Genomic DNA, 18289 nt, shown 5'->3' with positions numbered 1-18289 from the left:
AAAAGCGTTAGCGGTCGCCTTGTGTCCGGATTTTCACCGCTAAGGAAATTTTAAAAATTGGGCAGCGATTGGAACAACGTTCCGTTTGCGGAGTGTTCTCACCAGGCGCAACCCTCTATCCCATTCCAAAACAGGGCTGCCCTTGCCCAAGATAATGTAAACCTTAATTCCCTTCGGGTACCGGCCAGCCGGAGACTGTTTCGTCTCCAAGCAGCTGTACGTAATGCGGAAGACCGCCGTCATGCAATAGCCACAGCTCATGCAGGGCACGTGTACAGCCTACATACATCAGCTTGGCATCCCAGGCTGCTCCTCCGTAGTGCGCACTGTCCGCATCCGCCAGGATGACGGCATCGAACTCCAGTCCCTTGGACAAATATACGGGCAGTACGGACAAGCCGCCGCGGTATTCGGTGATGCTGCCGTCAATGAGATGAATATCCTCGAACTGTCCGGCAAGCTCAGCGTACAGCTCAGCGGCTTCACGCAGGCTGCGGGTCAATACAGCCACTGTGCGGTATTCGCGCCCGGAGAGCGACGACAGGGCGCTTCTGACAGCGCTGAGCCGCTGGCTGCCGCCTGTAGCCGGTTCCGGCTGCGCATCCTCATAGGAAATCAGCCGTACAGGATTACCGCTGCGGAAGACCGGCACGGCCAGCAGCGCGCTGCCGACGCCGGCGGACAGAATACCGTTGGCGAATTCAATAATCTCCATCGTTGAACGGTAGCTGCGGGTAAGCGCGTGATACGCTGTATACTCCCCGGCAAACAGCGACTGCATCTCATTCCACTCATGTACCCCTTTGTAGGCATGAATCCCCTGGGATAAGTCACCCAGAATGGTGAAGGAGTGTCCCTTCACGTACAGATCCAGCACGGCGATCTGGAACGGGGAGAAGTCCTGCGCTTCATCAATGACGATATGGTCGAAGCGTTCGGTTCCCTCATTGCCGTTCAAAAGATAATGAATATAGAGCAGCGGCGGAAGATCCTCTTCGCGCAGAATACCTTTCTTCAGCTCTTTCACCGTTTCCTTCAGTACAGCCTGCGGAATTTCTTCCGGCGCCTCAGCCGGCCAGTCCTCCGGAGTCTTCGCCGCGCGGAATATCTGCTTGTAGATGGCCAGCGGTTCATATTTCGGCCACTTGGCGCTGTACGCCTTCTCGCGGGCTGCGCCTTTTTTCTTGCGGTCCTTCAGCGCAGCGGCCGACGGGCTCTTCTTCAGCTCCATCTCGATCCAGCGGTGAATCCGCGCCATCACGCGTTCCTTGCGTTTGGCCGGCGGATACGGAGCATATTCCTCATTATGCCAGCGCAGAATCATCGAGCGGCGCAGCACAGCCCCGTCCCACGGGCTGAAATCCCCTTCAGGCACGGCGCTGGTCTCCAGCAGCTTAATGCTGGATTCAATGACACTCATCAGCACCGTGGAGCCTTTGAAGCGTCCCGGGGTCTCTTCTGTAATGACAGGCATCGCTCCTGCTGTTTCGAACCAGCGGTTCATCGTTTCCGAAGCGTCCTGCTCCGGCAAAGTTACGCCCAGCACACCCACCGCCCAGTCCGGGAAGGTGCTCTGGGCAATATTGCCGACGCCGAGCTCCGGCAGCACATCTGAAATATAATCCAGGAACATCCGGTTCGGAGCGAAAATAATCATTTTCTCCGCCGAGACCTGATCCTTGTATTGATACAATAAAAAAGCCAGCCGGTGCAGCGCGACGGTGGTTTTACCGCTTCCCGCCACCCCTTGAATAATCAGCGCCGTGTTCTTCGCTGCCCGGATAATCTTGTCCTGCTCCTCCTGTATCGTCGAGACGATATCACGCAGCCGGTTGTCCTTGTTCTCACCGAGCCGGTACACCAGGAATTCATCCGACACCGCCGGCGCATCACTGTCGCGGTTATACGTATCCGCAACCCGCTCCAGAATCTGCTTGCGGATGACCACGTTGCGTTTGAGGTAGACGAGCCCTTCAATCAGCCCTTCCGGTGCTTCATAGGAGGCCGCTTCTGTCCCTCCTGTAAACGAATAGAACAGGCTTGCCACCGGTGCCCGCCAGTCAATGACCAGCGGACGGTCGCTTACCTGCTCACGGTCTACGCCGATTTTACCAATATAAAGTGCCTTGCGTTCTTCCTCGTCATTGCCCTGAAAATCAAGCCGTCCGAAATAAGGCTCCTGCCTAAGCTTGGCAAGATCTTTGCGCTTCTGTTCCCTGGAGTCCTCCAGCACTTGCTCCGTATACTCGTGTCCCGTGTACACCGGAGTGCTGCGCAACCGCTCAAGGGTAGAGTCAATCTCTATAAGCGCATGGTTCAGCCTGTCTTCTTCCTCTTGATAGGCACTTTGAAAGTTGTCTTCCAATTTCAGTTACCTCCTAAAAGTTATGCGGGCATTAGCTTCCTGAATCTCTCCGAGCAAAACTCGCTCCGGAAGCATGCACCTTAAGTGATGTGAGCAGTACATCATATCACAAGAGGACAGGGAAAGCCATATATTTCAAACTGCCGTATAGAACGGCTCACCTGCCCTATATGAGGCGCATTTAGCCCATCAGCGCATGGAGCACAAAGTTCGCTACGAACAGCCCGGCAATGCCGTACAGCGCCGGCGGGACATCCTTGCCTTTGCCTGTAGCCAGCTTCACAACCGGGTAAGTGATGAACCCAAACGCCATCCCGTCCACGATGCTGTAGGTGAATGGAATCATCACCATAATCAGAAACGCGGGGAACAGCTCCGTCATGTCGCTGAGATCCATCTCGCGCACACTCTGGACCATCAGTCCGCCGATCACGATCAGAATCGGCGCAATTGCGCTGTCCGGCACATAAGCCAGCAGCGGAATGAACAGGAACGTCGCCCCGAACAAGAGACCGGTGACGAGTGAGGTTAAGCCGGAGCGTCCGCCGGCAGCGATGCCGGCTGTAGATTCGGCAGCGGCTACTACGGGACTGCTGCCGAACAGACCTGCTGCGATGTTGGCTATGGACAGCGCCCGCAGACTGCTTTTGAAGCGTTCCGGACGGCCTATCATCAGTGTCTGGGAGGAGATCAGGCCGATGTTCTCGAAGACAACGATCAGCAGCAGCAGGAATACGGCAATCCAAAAGACGAGGCTGATGAAGCCGCTCCATTGCATACTGGCGAACACATCGCCATATCCGCTGAACACATGTCCGGATTCGGTATTCTCAGGCGCATGAGCCGCTCCCAGCAGGTAGGCCAGGCCTGTCCCCGCCAGCATGCTGATCAGCAGGCCGCCGCGCGTGCCGCGGATGAACAGGACCAGGGCGAGCAGCAGCGTCACCACCGAGGTAATGACGGCAGGATCGCTGAAATGCCCGATGGCGACAAATGTCGTGGCATGGGCAATGACAATCCCGCTTTTTTGCAGGCCGATAAACGTCAGAAACAGACCGATTCCGACAGTTATCGCATGCTGCAGATTATGGGGTATGGCATCACTCAGTATGCGGTAGAGCGAAGTGAACGCTACAATGGCGAACAGCACACCCGTCACCACAACAACGGCAAGCGCCTCACGCCAATCCAGCTTCATAGAATGCACCAATGTATAGGTGAAAAAGGCATTGATGCCCATACCCGGGACGACGATAATCGGCGTTTTGCCGCCAAAAGCCATTAGCAGACAGCCTGTAATCGCTGTCAGCAGTGTGGCCACCATTCCCGCCCGCAGCGGCATTCCTGCATCATGCAGAATCGCTGCATTGACCATAACAATATATACCGAAGCGAAATACGATAGGATGCCTGCCGCCCACTCCCGTTTCCAGTTGTCGCCCGGCGCAAGTCCCACGCTATCCCGCCAAAAATTCGATTTCATCTAAAAACCTCCACTAGAGAACGTGAACTTAAGAATGTTATACAAGAAGCTGCAATAATGCCGCAGCCCACTGCTCCATCTTAAGTTTTCTTATATTATGATGTTAAGTTCCGCTGGCTATTACCCGGCTTGTCTGGTCTGTAATCAGCCATCTCACCGGTATGCTGCTCCAGGCAGCAATAAAAGGGCATGCAGCGGGGAATCAGCTGCACGCCCTTGAATCCTGTCAAACCCTCATTCAAACGTGATGCCGCCGGTCTCCAGCAAATCACGTACCGTAACACTAACCATAATCAGACCAACTACCGGAGGCACGAAGGACGTACTGGCCGGAGGCTGCTTCGCCTTACGCCGGTCCGGCGCATTGGCGGGAACAATCTGCTCGGTGACATCCTCACGCGGCTTCACAGGCTTTTCGGTTGAAAATACTACCTTAACGCCTTTCTTGATCCCTTCCTTGCGCAGCTTTGTGCGGATCACCCGCGCAATCGGGTCCATACTCGTCTTGGAAATATCGGCCACCTGGAAACGGGTCGGGTCCATCTTATTCGCCGCTCCCATGCTGGAGATCATCGGGATCTTCCGGGTCAGACATTCCTTGATCAGATGAATTTTGTAGATAATCGTATCCGAAGCGTCAATGACATAATCCAGCTTGTATTTGAACAGCTCCTCATAGGTCTCTTCGGTATAGAACATGTTTAGGGCAATCGCTTCGCAATCCGGGTTGATCAGCTTGACGCGGTCTACCATCAGATCGGTTTTGTTCTGGCCGATGGTCGTCGTCAGCGCATGGATCTGGCGGTTGATATTGGTAATATCGACGGAATCCTTATCAATCAGGATGATGCGTCCGATACCGGTACGGGCGAGGGCCTCTACAGCCATGGCGCCCACTCCGCCAATCCCCAGCACAGCCACTGTGCTGTTCTTCATGATCTCGAGACCTTCCGGTCCGATCGCCAGTTCCGTACGCGAGAACTGATTCAGCATGATGTCAGCCTCCTTTAGCAAGCCTGCGGGGCATAGCCGCTTAAGTCCGCCCTATGCCCCGTCAGCCATTTATGTTTTATTTCTTTTCTTTTTCCGGTTTTGGCGCCAGCTTGATATGCAGCTGCTCGAGCTGTGCAGCATCTACAGGTGCCGGAGCATCCATCAGCAGGTCGGTTGCACTTGCTGTCTTAGGGAAGGCAATCGTCTCACGCAGGTTCGTGCGGCCTGCCAGCAGCATAATCAGACGGTCGAAGCCAAACGCGATTCCCCCATGCGGAGGCGTTCCGTATTCGAAGGCATCCATCAGGTAACCGAATTTCTCATGGGCCAGCTCCGGTGTGAAGCCCAGTGCCTCGAACATTTTCTCCTGAACCTCACGTTTATAGATACGCTGGGAGCCGCCGCCCACCTCGTAACCGTTAAGCACGATGTCATAAGCCTGCGCACGGATCGCACCCGGATCTGTATCGAAGAGATGGAGGTCTTCATCCATCGGGCGTGTGAACGGATGATGCTCCGCCATGTAACGCTTCTGGTCTTCGTCATAGCTGAGCAGCGGGAATTCTGTAACCCAGGCGAACTTGAACACACTGTCGTCGATGAGGCCAAGCTGACGGCCGATCTTCAGGCGGAGTGCGCCGAGTACATCTGCAACGACCTTCTTAGTGTCAGCGGAGAAGAGCAGAAGGTCGCCTTCTTCAGCACCCGTGCGTTCCTTCACGGCGGCAATTTCCTCTTCGGAGAAGAACTTCACAATCGGTCCTTTGAACTCGCCGTCTTTGACTTGAATCCAGGCCAGGCCCTTGGCGCCGTAACGTGCAGCGTAAGGTCCTAGATCATCAATTTCCTTACGGGTCCAAGTACCGCAGCCCTTGGCGTTAAGGCATTTCACTTCTCCGCCTTTTTCGATCACGGAGGCGAACACCTTCACACCGCTGGCAGCAACGATATCGTTCATCTCTATCAGCTCCAGGCCAAACCGCAGGTCAGGCTTGTCCGAGCCGTATTTGCCGATAGCTTCGGCATAGGTCAACCGCTGGAACGGAGTAGCAACCTCAACACCAATGGTTTCCTTCAGCAGGCGCTGCATCAGGGTTTCCATCATGGACAGCAATTCATCCTGCGGCATGAAGGAGGTCTCGATGTCGAACTGGGTGAATTCCGGCTGGCGGTCTGCACGCAGATCCTCATCGCGGAAACAGCGTGCCATCTGGTAATAACGCTCGATGCCGCCGACCATCAGCAGCTGCTTGTAGATCTGCGGTGACTGCGGAAGCGCGAAGAATTCCCCTTCATGCACACGGCTTGGCACGAGATAATCACGTGCGCCTTCCGGTGAGCTTTTGGTCAGAATCGGAGTTTCCACATCGATGAAGCCTTCGCTGTCCAGGAAGTCACGGAAGATCTTCGCCGCTTTCGAACGGAGCAGCAGCGTCTTGTGCATTTCCGGACGGCGCAGATCCAGGTAACGGTATTTCATCCGCAGCGATTCATCCACTTCCACACCGTCTTCGATGAAGAACGGAGGCGTCTTGGCAGCATTCAATACTTCAATATCTGTAATCTGGACTTCAATCTCGCCGGTCGGCAGGTTGCGGTTGATGGTTTCATCATCCCGTTTAACCACTTTACCCGTTACGGCAAGCACGTATTCACTGCGCACCTTATCGGCAATCTGCAGCGCTTCTCCGGAATAGTCGGGGTTGAATACAATCTGTACAATCCCTGTGCGGTCGCGCAGGTCAATAAACAGTACGCCCCCAAGGTCACGGCGGGTCTGTACCCAACCGTTCAGTGTTACTGTCTCGCCGATGCTCGCCGTTGTTAATTGTCCACAGTTATGGCTTCTGGTCATCTTTTATCCTACCCCTTCATGGTTAAAATTACATGTGCTGACTGCAGCTTACTTGCGGATACATCCATACTTAAAATCCTAACTCAACGCCTGCGCCAGCTCTTCCAGCTTAACGGTCCGCTGCTCGCCGGTTTCCATCGACTTCAGGGCGATAACGCCGCTGTTCAGCTCATCTTCGCCAAGAATCGCCGTATACCGGGCCGACATGCGGTCCGCCGACTTCATCTGTGCCTTCATCTTCCGCCCCAGGTAATCGCGTTCTGCGGAGAAGCCCAGGCTGCGCAGATGGAACAGCTGCTTCGTGATCTCCAGATCTGCGGCTTCACCGAGTGCGACAAAGTACACATCCAGTGGCTTCACTGCTTCCAGCTCTACCCCCTGATTCTCCAGAATCAGCAGAATACGCTCAAGGCCGATCCCGAAACCGATACCCGGCTGATCCGGTCCGCCGATCTCTTCCACCAGGCCGTTATACCGGCCGCCGCCGCCCACCGTGTCGATGGAGCCGATGCCTGCCGCTTTATACTCAAACGCTGTATGCGTGTAATAATCCAGGCCGCGTACCAGACGGGGGTTAATGCTGTACTCCACGCCCATCACGTCCAAATGGCCCTTTACCTTGGCAAAATGCTCTGTGCACTCTTCATCCAGACTGTCCAGAATAGACGGGGCACCGCCGAACTTATCCTGATCGACCTTGCAGTCCAGCACGCGCAGCGGATTACGCTCCATCCGGCGCTGGCAGTCGCTGCACAGGCTCTCTCTCATCGGTCTCAGGAAGTCCAGCAGCTTCTCGCGGTAAGCCGCGCGGCTAGGCGCGTTGCCCACGGAATTCAGCTCCACTCTGACATCCTTCAGCCCCAGATCAAGATAGAACTGGTACCCGAGCGAAATCACTTCCGCATCGATTGCCGGGTCCACTGCACCGAAGGCTTCAATGCCGAATTGGTGGAACTGGCGGTATCTGCCTGCCTGCGGACGTTCGTAGCGGAACATCGGGCCGATATAATACAGCTTGCTGACATCCGGCTCACCATACAGCTTGTTCTGCACATACGCGCGTACAACGCCTGCAGTCCCTTCGGGACGCAGTGCCAGATCGCGGTCGCCTTTGTCCTTGAAGGTATACATTTCCCCTTCTACAATATCCGTTGTCTCGCCTACACCACGCTCAAACAGCCCGGTGTGCTCGAACAGCGGTGTGCGGATCTCCCGGTAGTTGAAGCGGCGGCAGAGATCTCTTGCTTTGCCCTCAACGTACTGCCATTTCTCCACTGCACCCGGAAGCACATCCTGCGTACCGGTTGGTTTCTCGAATCTTTCTTTAGCCACAGCCTATCCCTCCTGAAAATAACCCCTCTTACTCCTCATGGAACCCATTGTCTCTGCTTCTAAAAACAACAAAAAATCCCCCGCCCTGTTTAATTACAAACAGGGACGAGGGATTATCATAACCAATAATTCACCCGTGGTACCACCCACATTCCGGACTTAAGCAGCTGCGCTGCTCCAAATCCGCTCTAAGCGGTTAACGCCCGCCTACGCGCAATCGGCTACTGACTCTGGGCAACCTGCTGCTGCCTGCTTTCGCCGTGCGTTCTCGGGGAGGTCATTCATCCGTTCATCAACAGAATCCTTACAGCCGTGCGGATCAGGTGTTGCCGTCCTTATCTTGGACAGCCGCCGGATCAGCGGGATTCCTCTCTGGGGTTGTGGGTTACGGATTACTTGGTCCCGTCATCAAAACAATATAACATACCGTATATTGTTAGATTCTACTGAACCACTGCGCTAAAGTCAAGGAATGAATTGAATTGAGTATCCCGGCCCGCAGCCAGGGTGAATCAGCCGGAGCTGTGCAAGCGCACATGGCCTGCGCAGGAACTGGGCGCGGCTCCTCAGGATTACCTGCAGCCAGGAGGACTGAGGTTCCGTTATTTGAACAAATCCGGCAAAATCGCGGGGCAAGCGGACTCAGATTCCGTTATGTGTCCAGAGATGCCTCATTTCGAGCTGGAATGAACAAGATAACGGAATCTCAGTCCGTTTCATCCTCTAGCGTAAGCTTTTATGGAAAATAAGGGCTTCTCAGTCCGCTTCACGGTCCGCTAGACGATCCGCTACACGGTCTGCTTCACGCTGCCGATTACTGACGCCCTTCTGCTCCAAGCATGCCCGCCACAGTAGCAATAAGTCACAAACCCCCTCTAAAATACCCCCACAAAGTGGGGCTTTGGCGTAGATAGATGACTCAGGTACTTTGCGGGGACCCCGAAACATGTAGATTCTGATATTGTAAACAAGTGGAAACAGCTTTGCTGTCCTTGTATAAGGACAGAACCGTTTCAGCGAGAAATATGAGGATAATTTATAGCGCGAAGCATGTAAATTCTTAGATTTCAAAAAAAATGACCTGCAGCCGATTGCTGCAGGTCCATCATCATATATTATAAAAAAGGGGGTCATGCTTCTATTATAAACACGCTATATTAAGGAATCATGAATGTAATATTACAGTTGCATTACAGAAAAGAAAGCGTTTTATTGAGTGGTCCATGCCTGTGTCTAAACCCTACACAACAGGTTACACTACAACCCTATTCCCTGTCTAGAGAATTCATGCAGTTTCCGCTGCCCTGCGGGTAAATAAACAGCTCCAGCCTCTCCCTGAGGGAGGACTGGAGCTGAATTGGTTATCCGGACTACGCAGGGCCTCCTGCTTAATCAAAAATCTCCACATAGGCCTGCTTGCCGCGCAGAACCTCAACAACCTCATTGTAATGATTCTCGGCCACTTTGAGATCCATGACGTAATGCAGGTTCTCCAGATCGCTGTTTTTCAAATCAGAGCCGCTGTGAACCTCTCCCGCCGTACGTTCATCATCTGTCCGGCCCAGATCATCATCAACAGTAACTCCAGGCACAATGGCTGCTCCGGTAAGCGGCCCTGTCGCGCCCCCTGCTGCGTAGACCCCTCCGGCAGCTGTAGCCGAAGTATTGTAGGGAGCCAGCGGAATCAGAATATTGCGGCGGTTGTTTCCGCCCGTATCCAGAGGATCTGTCAGCGCCGACACTTCAATTCCTTCCACACCGTATGGAATCAGTGCAGTCTTGGCACCTTCCGCTGCATCTTCCGTGCTGAAATAGGCTTGGATTCTTTTAGTCATTGTCAATCCCTCCCAGTGGTTTGTTTAAATGTATTACAACACCTTAAGCAGCTCACGCACAAATGCGGGCTCATCCTTGGGTGTGCGTGAAGTAATATAATTGCCGTCCAGGACGACCTCTTCATCCTTGAATTCCGCACCGGCATTGATGAGATCATCCTTCAGCGGCGGATAGGAGGTAAGCGTGCGGCCTTGTACCAGACCGGCACTGATCAGAATCTGCGGCCCGTGACAGATAGCAGCTATAGGCTTGCCGGCACTGTCCGCATCTTTTACAAATTGCAGGATATCCTGGTCAAGACGAAGGTTCTCCGGCGAAGATCCGCCCGGGATGACTACAGCATCATACTCTCCGGCTTTCACCTCGCTGACCGCTTTATCGGCGGCATAAGACACGCTGCCTTTTTTACCGAGCAGGGTCTCATTTTTCTTCAGACCAATAATCTCTGCCTGATGTCCTGCCTGCAGTACTTCTTCATAAGGCACCTTCATTTCGGAATCTTCAAAACCATTAGCGAGCAGAAATGCTACTTTACTCATTGAGATTAATTTCTCCTCTCTACGCTATTCTGTTCTCGTCATTCTATTACCCGCATTCCCCGGCTTTCTAACGAGCCCTCACAGGTTTCGCGAATTCCCGCCGGCTAAACACCATTTGTACGCTCCAAAAAACAGAGAAATAAGCCGCCTTCCCCGCACTCCTTACGTTCGCGGCAGAAGATTGCGGCTTGTTCCCTTCAGCACCTGCAGATCCCTCTGCTCCCCGGCTCCCCTTGCCGTTGCAGAAGCTTCTGTCATCGACCCCGCCGTATGGCCCTGTATACTGTTCCATATCCACGCTTTCTGTGATTGTCTCATGCTACTGGCTCCCCGCAACTTGTGAATATTATTCGTTCATCACTAGTTTATCCAGCAGGGGAGAACGCTATCCTATATCAAAAAAGACCCCACAACGTGGAGTCCTCACATCAAGCTGTAAAATTAGACCGGCATATTAAGCCCGCTCTGCTGCGCCTCATTCAAGGCCTAGCCCCGGCTGTCCAGCAGCAGGGTAACCGGTCCCCAATTCGTCAGGGAGACGTCCATCATCGCTCCAAAAATACCGGTCTCCACCTGAAGCCCGCCTCTGCGCAGCTCCTGGTTGAAGTAGTCGTAGAGCCGCTCGGCCTCTGCCGGAGCCGCCGCAGCCATGAAATTGGGCCGCCGCCCTTTGCGGCAGTCCCCGTACAGGGTGAACTGGGACACGGACAGGACGCTGCCTCCGGCATCCGTTACGCTGAAGTTCATTTTACCGGCGTCATCCTCAAAAATCCGCAGTCCGGCTACCTTATCAGCCAAATACTTGGCATCCTTCTCCGTATCCTCATGGGTTACGCCGACCAGCAGCATCAGGCCCTCCCCAATCGCTCCGGTCACTGTTCTGTCCACCGTAACACTCGCATCCCTGCAGCGCTGTACAACCACTCTCATACCATCCTTCAGCTCCTTGCCTTGTTGCCTTCAAGCCTTATTGCATAATACGGTTAACCGTATAGACATCCTTCACGCGCTTGACCTTATCCACCACAGACTGCAGATGATCGGTGTTGCGGATCAGAATCGTCATATGAATCATCGCCATCTTGTTCTTGTCAGAGCGTCCCGTAACCGCCGAGATATTGGTCTTGCTCTCCGATACCGCCTGCAGCACTTCATTCAGCAGTCCGTTGCGGTCATGGCCCGTAATCTCAATATCGACGCTATAATTGGCTTCCATGCTGCCTTCCCATTCCACTTCAATGACACGGGCTGATTCCTCCCCGTCTCCTTCACCCGGAATATTCGGACAATCCTCACGGTGCACGGATACGCCGCGTCCGCGGGTTACATAACCGATAATATCGTCGCCCGGCACGGGATTACAACATCGTGCGAAGCGTACAAGCAGATTATCAATCCCTTTGACACGCACACCGTTGGTCGGCTGATTGCGCTTCTCCCCGCTGGACTTGATCTCCTTCATCTCAGAAGTAAGCTCCAGATGACCGGCAGCTTCTTCCTGGTCCTTACGCAGCTTCTCGGTCAGCTTGGAGGCAATCTGCGCGGCCGTAATTCCGCCAAAGCCTACTGCGGACAGCATATCCTCTACATCATTAAAGGCAAATTTCTTCGCCGCTTCTGACAATTTATCTTCCGTCAGCCAGTCAGAGATCTCCACGTTCAGGCGCTTCAGCTCGCGTTCGATCGCTTCACGGCCCTTTTCAACGTTCTCTTCCCGCTTCTCCTTCTTGAACCATTGCTTAATCTTGCTGCGTGCATGTGAAGACTGGGCAATCTTCAGCCAGTCACGGCTCGGCCCGTACGAGTTCTTCGAGGTCAGGATCTCCACGATATCCCCGGTCTTCAGCTTATGGTCGAGCGGTACGATGCGCCCGTTGACCTTGGAGCCGATCGTCCGGTTGCCGACCTCTGTATGGATGCGGAAGGCGAAATCAAGCGGCACAGAGCCTGCAGGCAGCTCTACAACCTCACCCTTAGGCGTGAACACGAAGACGAGGTCGGAGAAAAAGTCCATTTTGAGCGACTCCACGAATTCCTCCGCATCCTTGGCTTCATGCTGCAGCTCCAGAATCTCGCGGAAGAACGGCATCCGGTTCTCCGGATTCACATTGTTGCTGCTGCCTTCCTTATACGCCCAATGCGCGGCTATCCCGAATTCGGCAGTGCGGTGCATCTCCCAGGTACGGATCTGCACTTCAGTAGGCTCCCCGCCGGGACCCACTACCGTTGTATGCAAAGACTGATACATATTCGCTTTGGGCATGGCGATATAATCCTTGAACCGGCCAGGCATCGGCTTCCAAAGAGTATGGATAATTCCTAACGTAGCATAACAATCCTTAATATTGTCGACGATAATGCGGATGGCCAGCAGGTCATAGATTTCGTTGAACTGCTTGTTCTTGGTGCTCATCTTGTTATAGACACTGTAAATATGCTTCGGACGTCCCGAAAGATCGCCTTCGATGCCCATTTCATCCAGCTTGGCGCGGATTCGCCCGATAACGCTATCGATAAACTGCTCACGTTCTGCCCGTTTCTTGTGTACAAGATTGGCAATCCGGTAGTACTGCTGCGGATTCAGATAACGGAGGGCAATATCCTCCATCTCCCATTTAATCGCAGAGATCCCCAAGCGGTCTGCAATGGGACAAAAAATCTCCAGAGTCTCATAGGAAATTCGGCGCTGGCTCTCTTCCGACTGGTACTTGAGCGTGCGCATATTATGCAGACGGTCCGCCAGCTTGATCACAATGACCCGGATATCCTGAGCCATAGCGATGAACATTTTGCGGTAATTCTCGTTCTGCTGCTCTTCCTTGGAGCGGAACCGGATGCGTTCCAGCTTGGTCAGACCATCCACCAGCATTGCGCAGGTATCGCCAAATTTCGCGCGAATCTGGTCCAGTGACACCGTCGTATCTTCTACAACATCGTGTAACAGCGCTGCAATAATAGATATAACATCCATTTGCATATTGACGACAATATCTGCGACCGCCAGCGGATGCAGAATGTATGGCTCCCCCGATTTCCGAACCTGCCCGTGATGAGCCTGATCGGCAAACTCATAAGCTTCCCGGATGCGGAGAAGATCTTTTTCTTTTATATAGGCGCCGGCCTTTTCGGTTAATTGCTCTATGCCCATTCTCGTCGTATCCGTTTCCCTTCTATAATAAAATGAACCCGCAAGCCGTGCAGAATTTGCAGGTTCCATATGTTCCAAACTGCACTACGCACAGATTAAAGTTGTCTATAATTATGACGCTTACGGAGGATTACGTCAACACTTGCCATAGCGTGGTATTCCTGTAAGGGAAAGGGACAAGAAAAGACAATTTTGTGGCGCGCGCAAAAATGTTGTTGTAAAAAGGCGCCGATCTATTTAATCTAGTAAAGGCGGTTTTTTAGCGCCAGGCTTACATCAAATTAGATCAGAAAGAGAAGTGAACTCCATTGCAACGCGAAATTCAAGTTAACGAAAGACTCCCTTGGGGCCCGGGTTTCCTCCTGAGTCTTCAGCATTTGTTCGCCATGTTCGGCAGCACAGTGCTTGTTCCCAACCTGTTCGGGGTAGATCCCGGCATGATCCTGCTGATGAATGGTATCGGCACCTTGCTTTACATTTGGATCTGCCGCGGCAAAATCCCCGCATATCTTGGCTCAAGCTTTGCTTTTATTTCGCCGGTACTTATGGTCCTGGCTAAACACACAGACGATCATGAGCATGGATATTCGCTTGCACTTGGCGCATTTATTGTTACCGGTGTTATTTTTATTCTAGTCGCTTTGATCGTTCGTTATGCGGGCACCGGCTGGATTAATGTCGTATTCCCTCCGGCGGTTATGGGCGCTATCGTAGCCACCATCGGACTGGAGCTCGTTCCTGTTGCAGCACGTATGGCCGGACTGATCGCTCCTGAAGGTGTGGCCGCCACTGACTGGATTCCGGACGGCAAAGCTATTACCTTATCCATGGTCACGCTGGGCGTTACCGTACTCGGCTCCGTGTTATTCCGCGGCTTCCCCAAAATCATTCATATCCTCATCGGTATCGTTACCGGTTATGTACTCGCTTATATCCTGGGCCAGGTAAATACTGGTGCTATCTCTGAAGCCCATTTCCTGTCCCATCCAACGATTATCACCCCATCCTTCGACTGGCAGGTTATCTTGACGATCATCCCTGTATCGCTTGTTGTAATTGTTGAGCATATCGGCCACCTGCTGGTTACCAGCAACATTGTCGGCAAAGACCTGACCAAGGATCCCGGACTGGACCGCTCACTGATGGGTAACGGGATTTCCACGGTACTCTCAGGATTCCTGGGCTCCACCCCGAATACCACTTATGGTGAAAATATCGGCGTTATGGCGCTTACCAAAGTCTACTCGGTATACGTAATCGGCGGCGCTGCAGTGATCGCTATCCTGCTCTCGTTCTCCGGAACGTTCTCGTCGGTCATTGCCAATATCCCCCAGCCGGTCATGGGCGGTGTCTCACTCTTACTGTTTGGTGTAATTGCCGCATCGGGCCTGCGTATTTTCGTAGAGCAGAAGGTCGATTTCTCCAAAGCCACCAACATGATTCTGGCTACTCTGGTGCTGGTGGTAGGTATCAGCGGCATCACATTAACGGTTGGCGGTGTACAGCTGAAAGGGATGGCATTGGCGACTATCGTCGGTATGCTTCTCTCCTTGCTCTTCAAGCTGTTTGAAGTTCTTGGCCTGTCCAATGAACAGGAAACAGAGAAATCCGCTCATTAAGCCTCTTACCATTTACCACGTTCAACCTATAATATAAAAAGCGGACTGCTGTCTTAAATCGACAGCAGTCCGCTTTATATTTCCCGGGAAAAGTTGTCCGGGCGAATTAATCCTCGTAAGTCAACAGGGTAACCACTTCAATATCGGACAGCTTATTGCGTCCGGCCAGAGCCGTTAGCTCAATCAGGAAGGCAGCGCCGACAACTTGTCCGCCAAGCTGTTCCACCAGGCTTACCGAAGTAGCGATCGTGCCGCCGGTAGCGAGCAGATCATCGGCAATCAGAACCTTCTGTCCCGGCTGGATAGCATCCGTGTGTACAGCAAGGGTATCTTTGCCGTATTCCAGATCGTATCCCACTTCAATCGTCTCGTAAGGAAGCTTGCCGCTTTTGCGGATGGGCACGAAGCCAACGCCCAGTGCGTACGCCAGCGGTGCGCCTACTACAAAGCCGCGCGCTTCCGGTCCGGCAATGACATCAATCTCCAGATGGGCAACGAGAGCCTTAAGCTCATCAATAGCGGCACGGTACTTGGCCCCGTCTTTAAGCAGGGTAGTAATATCCTTAAAGCTGATTCCCGGCTGCGGGAAATCCGGAATCACACGAATACTGTCTTTGAAATCCAAAAGTATCATCTCCTAAAAGTTATGAGGATAGGCTATCCTCACCTGAATTCTCTGTAAAAGCTCTTACTCTGAAAGCACGCTACACCCGTTACGAGGCGCCTAACCGGCGTGACAGCATGAATTCCTGCAGTTCGCCGCGGCTGCCCTCCATGAAATACTGCTCCATTTCAGCAGTCTTGCCCAGCCTGATGAAGTGCTCTGACGTCGTCAGGCTCTTGGCGGCAGGCTGCGTGACAAAGGTAATGCTGCCGCCGCTGCGTTCAATGAAATCAAGCTCAGCGAACACATCAAGCATCCTGCCCAGCATGCGCACACCCAGTGCAGACTGGCGGCTGAGCCGCAGCAGTACTTCATGCTCGGGGGTTGCCATTGCTGCGATCGAGGCGATCAATTTATATAATGACTTGAAATGATCCCGTGTAGGAACCTGCAACCGGTCACGGCCGTCGCGGATCGAATGCAGCAGGGCAATATTCTCTGTGCGGGGAAACGCAGTGAACAGTGCTTCCAGCTGCTCCGGCGTTTCCGGCATATCCAGCAGACAGAGCAGCGTTATCTCTGCTTCGTCATTCCCCGGCTCACCCTGATGCACCTGTGAAATTCCTGCATCCTCATCGTAGACCCACAGCGACATGCCCTTCAGCTCGCGCAGTGGAGATCTGCGGCTGTTCTGAAATACCGCCGCTGTCTTAACCGGACTGCTGCCGTTGTACGAACGGAGCAGCTCCTGAATATGCGCTGCCTGCTTAACCGCATCGGCAGCACCGCGCAGGTCGAACAGCTGCGCGGCAGGCACTGCAAGATCCTGCAGCATCAGCTGAGGCTTGCGTGAGCCGTTCCATTCATTCACCGACAGCTCCGCCAGTACATCAATGATTGTACCATCAGGCAGCAGATCAGCCAGCGATCCCTTGCCGAAGGCCACCGCTTCGATCGTCACCTTATCCTGCTGCAGGACAAGCCTCATATGTTTGCCGTCCTGACCCATCTTGCGGGTCTCCTTCACAGTAGCTCCGCGCAGAATGAATCTCGGCAGCGGGTTAGCCATCCCGAAAGGGGCAAGCCGCTCCAGTTCAAGCGCAGCCTGGAGTGACAAATCAGCAATAGAGACCTCACCGTCTGCAGCCGTCACGGCTACAAAGTCCTCTGGTGTCAGGATAGATGCAGCATAAGCATTAAGCGCTGCATCAAAGTCTTCAAGCTTGTCCTGCGGCAGGCTCATTCCGGCCGCAGCCGGATGCCCGCCGAAATGGTCCATCAATCCGGCACATGAAGACAAGGCCGCATAGATATCCAGCCCGGGGATCGAGCGGGCAGAGCCTTTGCACATCCCTGTATCCGGGTAAATATCCAGAATAATAACCGGACGATAATATTTTTCCAGCAGCTTAGAGGCCACAATCCCGACAACACCGACATTCCAGCCCTGCTCAGCCAGCACAATAATATCCGGAAGCCCGGTTTGACTGATTCTCTGCTCCAGCTTGGCCGTAGCTTCCCCTACAATTCTCTCCACGACCAATTGACGTTCTTTATTCAGGAGGTCAAGCTCACCGGCAAATTGTTCTGCCTCTTCAGCATCTGCGGTAGTGAGCAGTGTGACCGCCCGGCCTGCATGGTCCAGCCTTCCGCTGGCATTAATGCGCGGAGCCATGCCGAAGGCAATATTAACAGCGCTTACGGTGCTCATCGTAATTCCGCTGACAGAGAGCAGCGCCCGAATTCCAGGAAACGGCGAATTCCGCATGCTGGTCAGCCCCCGGCGTACTAGACTCCGGTTCTCCCCAAGCAGCGGCATCAGATCCGCAACGGTACCGATAGCGGCAATCTCACACCATTCTTCAGGAACTCCGCTACCAAGAAGAGCTTCGGCCAGCTTGTAAGCTACCCCCACTCCGGCAAGCCCCTTGAAAGGATACGGGCAGTCCGGCAGCTTCGGATTAATGAGTGCATAGGCCTCAGGCAGCAGCTCCGGCGGCTCATGATGATCTGTGACTATGACATCAATGCCCAGCTCTGAAGCGTAGGCAATCTGATGGTAGGCACTGATACCAGTATCCACAGTAATAACGAGAGATACTCCCTGCTGCAGCGCCCAGTCGAGCGCATGATTATGCAGACCATAGCCTTCGTTGGAACGATGCGGGATATAAATGTCAAAAGAAGCACCCAGATGACGCAGAAGAAAGATCATCAGCGCAGTACTGGACACCCCGTCTGCATCATAATCGCCATACACCAGAATATGTTCTTCATCTTGCAATGCCTTTCGAATCCGTGGCACAGCCTCGGCCATTCCTTTGAGCAGGAATGGATCATGACTATCCTCCGCTCCGCCATCCATGAATACCAGCGCCTTATCGGCAGTATCCATGCCTCTTTGCACGAGCAGTGAGGACAGAAGCGGAGAAATAGAAAGGCTCCGGGCCAGTTCCCGGTTTTTCTCGGGATCGGCTGCCGGAGATTGCCATCTTGTTTTTGAATGAAGCAATAC

14 protein-coding genes are annotated in these 18289 nt (G+C 53.5%); 2 read left to right on the top strand and 12 right to left on the bottom strand.

What is annotated here, in order from left to right; all coding sequences use genetic code 11:
- Positions 1–163: 163 nt before the first annotated feature.
- From NSU14_RS04130 to hisS, 5 genes are all read right to left on the bottom strand, one after another.
- Positions 164–2365: a HelD family protein gene (locus tag NSU14_RS04130; RefSeq protein ID WP_340943050.1), complete on the bottom strand. Its 2202-nt coding sequence runs from the start codon at positions 2363–2365 to the stop codon at positions 164–166.
- Between the two features lie 181 nt (positions 2366–2546).
- Positions 2547–3848 (bottom strand): NCS2 family permease, encoded by a 1302-nt coding sequence (locus NSU14_RS04125; RefSeq protein ID WP_042139533.1) that lies wholly within the window; start codon positions 3846–3848, stop codon positions 2547–2549.
- Between the two features lie 234 nt (positions 3849–4082).
- Entirely contained in the window at positions 4083–4841 is a 759-nt protein-coding gene (locus NSU14_RS04120; RefSeq protein WP_039294521.1) for a tRNA threonylcarbamoyladenosine dehydratase, read from the bottom strand.
- 76 nt (positions 4842–4917) lie between these two features.
- A complete protein-coding gene (gene aspS, locus NSU14_RS04115; protein ID WP_340943046.1) occupies positions 4918–6696 on the bottom strand; it encodes an aspartate--tRNA ligase in 1779 nt (592 codons plus the stop codon).
- A gap of 78 nt (positions 6697–6774) precedes the next feature.
- On the bottom strand, positions 6775–8028 hold the full coding sequence (hisS, locus tag NSU14_RS04110; protein ID WP_042139535.1) for a histidine--tRNA ligase: 1254 nt from the start codon (positions 8026–8028) through the stop codon (positions 6775–6777).
- A 507-nt stretch (positions 8029–8535) separates the two neighbouring features.
- On the opposite strand from hisS, the gene NSU14_RS04105 reads away from it, so the two are divergent.
- The gene (locus NSU14_RS04105) at positions 8536–8718 is read left to right on the top strand and encodes a hypothetical protein (RefSeq protein WP_340943043.1); all 183 of its coding nucleotides are present in this window, start codon (positions 8536–8538) and stop codon (positions 8716–8718) included.
- A gap of 698 nt (positions 8719–9416) precedes the next feature.
- On the opposite strand, the gene NSU14_RS04100 is transcribed toward NSU14_RS04105, so the two are convergent.
- From NSU14_RS04100 to NSU14_RS04080, 5 genes are all read right to left on the bottom strand, one after another.
- Entirely contained in the window at positions 9417–9863 is a 447-nt protein-coding gene (locus NSU14_RS04100) for a hypothetical protein (RefSeq protein WP_039294513.1), read from the bottom strand.
- 33 nt (positions 9864–9896) lie between these two features.
- Positions 9897–10403 carry a type 1 glutamine amidotransferase domain-containing protein gene (locus NSU14_RS04095; RefSeq protein WP_336102555.1) on the bottom strand — a complete coding sequence of 169 codons (507 nt, stop codon included), beginning with the start codon at positions 10401–10403 and terminating at the stop codon, positions 9897–9899.
- A 162-nt stretch (positions 10404–10565) separates the two neighbouring features.
- Complete coding sequence (locus NSU14_RS04090) at positions 10566–10721, bottom strand: hypothetical protein (protein ID WP_156118723.1); 156 nt, start codon at positions 10719–10721, stop codon at positions 10566–10568.
- 168 nt (positions 10722–10889) lie between these two features.
- The gene (gene dtd / locus NSU14_RS04085; RefSeq protein ID WP_042139538.1) at positions 10890–11333 is read right to left on the bottom strand and encodes a D-aminoacyl-tRNA deacylase; all 444 of its coding nucleotides are present in this window, start codon (positions 11331–11333) and stop codon (positions 10890–10892) included.
- Between the two features lie 37 nt (positions 11334–11370).
- Positions 11371–13551, bottom strand: coding sequence for a RelA/SpoT family protein (locus NSU14_RS04080; RefSeq protein WP_039294505.1), 2181 nt, complete (start codon positions 13549–13551; stop codon positions 11371–11373).
- Positions 13552–13859: 308 nt separating this feature from the next.
- On the opposite strand from NSU14_RS04080, the gene uraA reads away from it, so the two are divergent.
- Complete coding sequence (gene uraA / locus NSU14_RS04075; protein ID WP_042139539.1) at positions 13860–15170, top strand: uracil permease; 1311 nt, start codon at positions 13860–13862, stop codon at positions 15168–15170.
- 106 nt (positions 15171–15276) lie between these two features.
- Here uraA and NSU14_RS04070 read toward each other — a convergent pair whose 3' ends face one another.
- Both NSU14_RS04070 and recJ read right to left on the bottom strand, forming a co-directional pair.
- A complete protein-coding gene (locus NSU14_RS04070) occupies positions 15277–15795 on the bottom strand; it encodes an adenine phosphoribosyltransferase (RefSeq protein ID WP_039294499.1) in 519 nt (172 codons plus the stop codon).
- An 88-nt stretch (positions 15796–15883) separates the two neighbouring features.
- The gene (recJ, locus tag NSU14_RS04065) at positions 15884–18286 is read right to left on the bottom strand and encodes a single-stranded-DNA-specific exonuclease RecJ (RefSeq protein ID WP_340943036.1); all 2403 of its coding nucleotides are present in this window, start codon (positions 18284–18286) and stop codon (positions 15884–15886) included.
- Positions 18287–18289 lie beyond the last annotated feature (3 nt).

This window comes from Paenibacillus sp. FSL R10-2771, assembly GCF_038000205.1.
Lineage (GTDB): Bacteria > Bacillota > Bacilli > Paenibacillales > Paenibacillaceae > Paenibacillus_AQ > Paenibacillus_AQ phytohabitans.
This window is presented reverse-complemented; position numbering and strand designations above follow the sequence as displayed.

Bases quoted from the DNA above. Each gene is read 5' to 3' on its own strand.
- NSU14_RS04125 (WP_042139533.1), bottom strand. From the start codon at position 3,848: ATGAAATCGAATTTTTGGCGGGATAGCGTGGGACTTGCGCCGGGCGAC.
- NSU14_RS04120 (WP_039294521.1), bottom strand. From the start codon at position 4,841: ATGCTGAATCAGTTCTCGCGTACGGAACTGGCGATCGGACCGGAAGGT.
- aspS (WP_340943046.1), bottom strand. From the start codon at position 6,696: ATGACCAGAAGCCATAACTGTGGACAATTAACAACGGCGAGCATCGGC.
- NSU14_RS04100 (WP_039294513.1), bottom strand. From the start codon at position 9,863: ATGACTAAAAGAATCCAAGCCTATTTCAGCACGGAAGATGCAGCGGAA.
- NSU14_RS04095 (WP_336102555.1), bottom strand. From the start codon at position 10,403: ATGAGTAAAGTAGCATTTCTGCTCGCTAATGGTTTTGAAGATTCCGAA.
- NSU14_RS04090 (WP_156118723.1), bottom strand. From the start codon at position 10,721: ATGAGACAATCACAGAAAGCGTGGATATGGAACAGTATACAGGGCCAT.
- dtd (WP_042139538.1), bottom strand. From the start codon at position 11,333: ATGAGAGTGGTTGTACAGCGCTGCAGGGATGCGAGTGTTACGGTGGAC.
- NSU14_RS04080 (WP_039294505.1), bottom strand. From the start codon at position 13,551: ATGGGCATAGAGCAATTAACCGAAAAGGCCGGCGCCTATATAAAAGAA.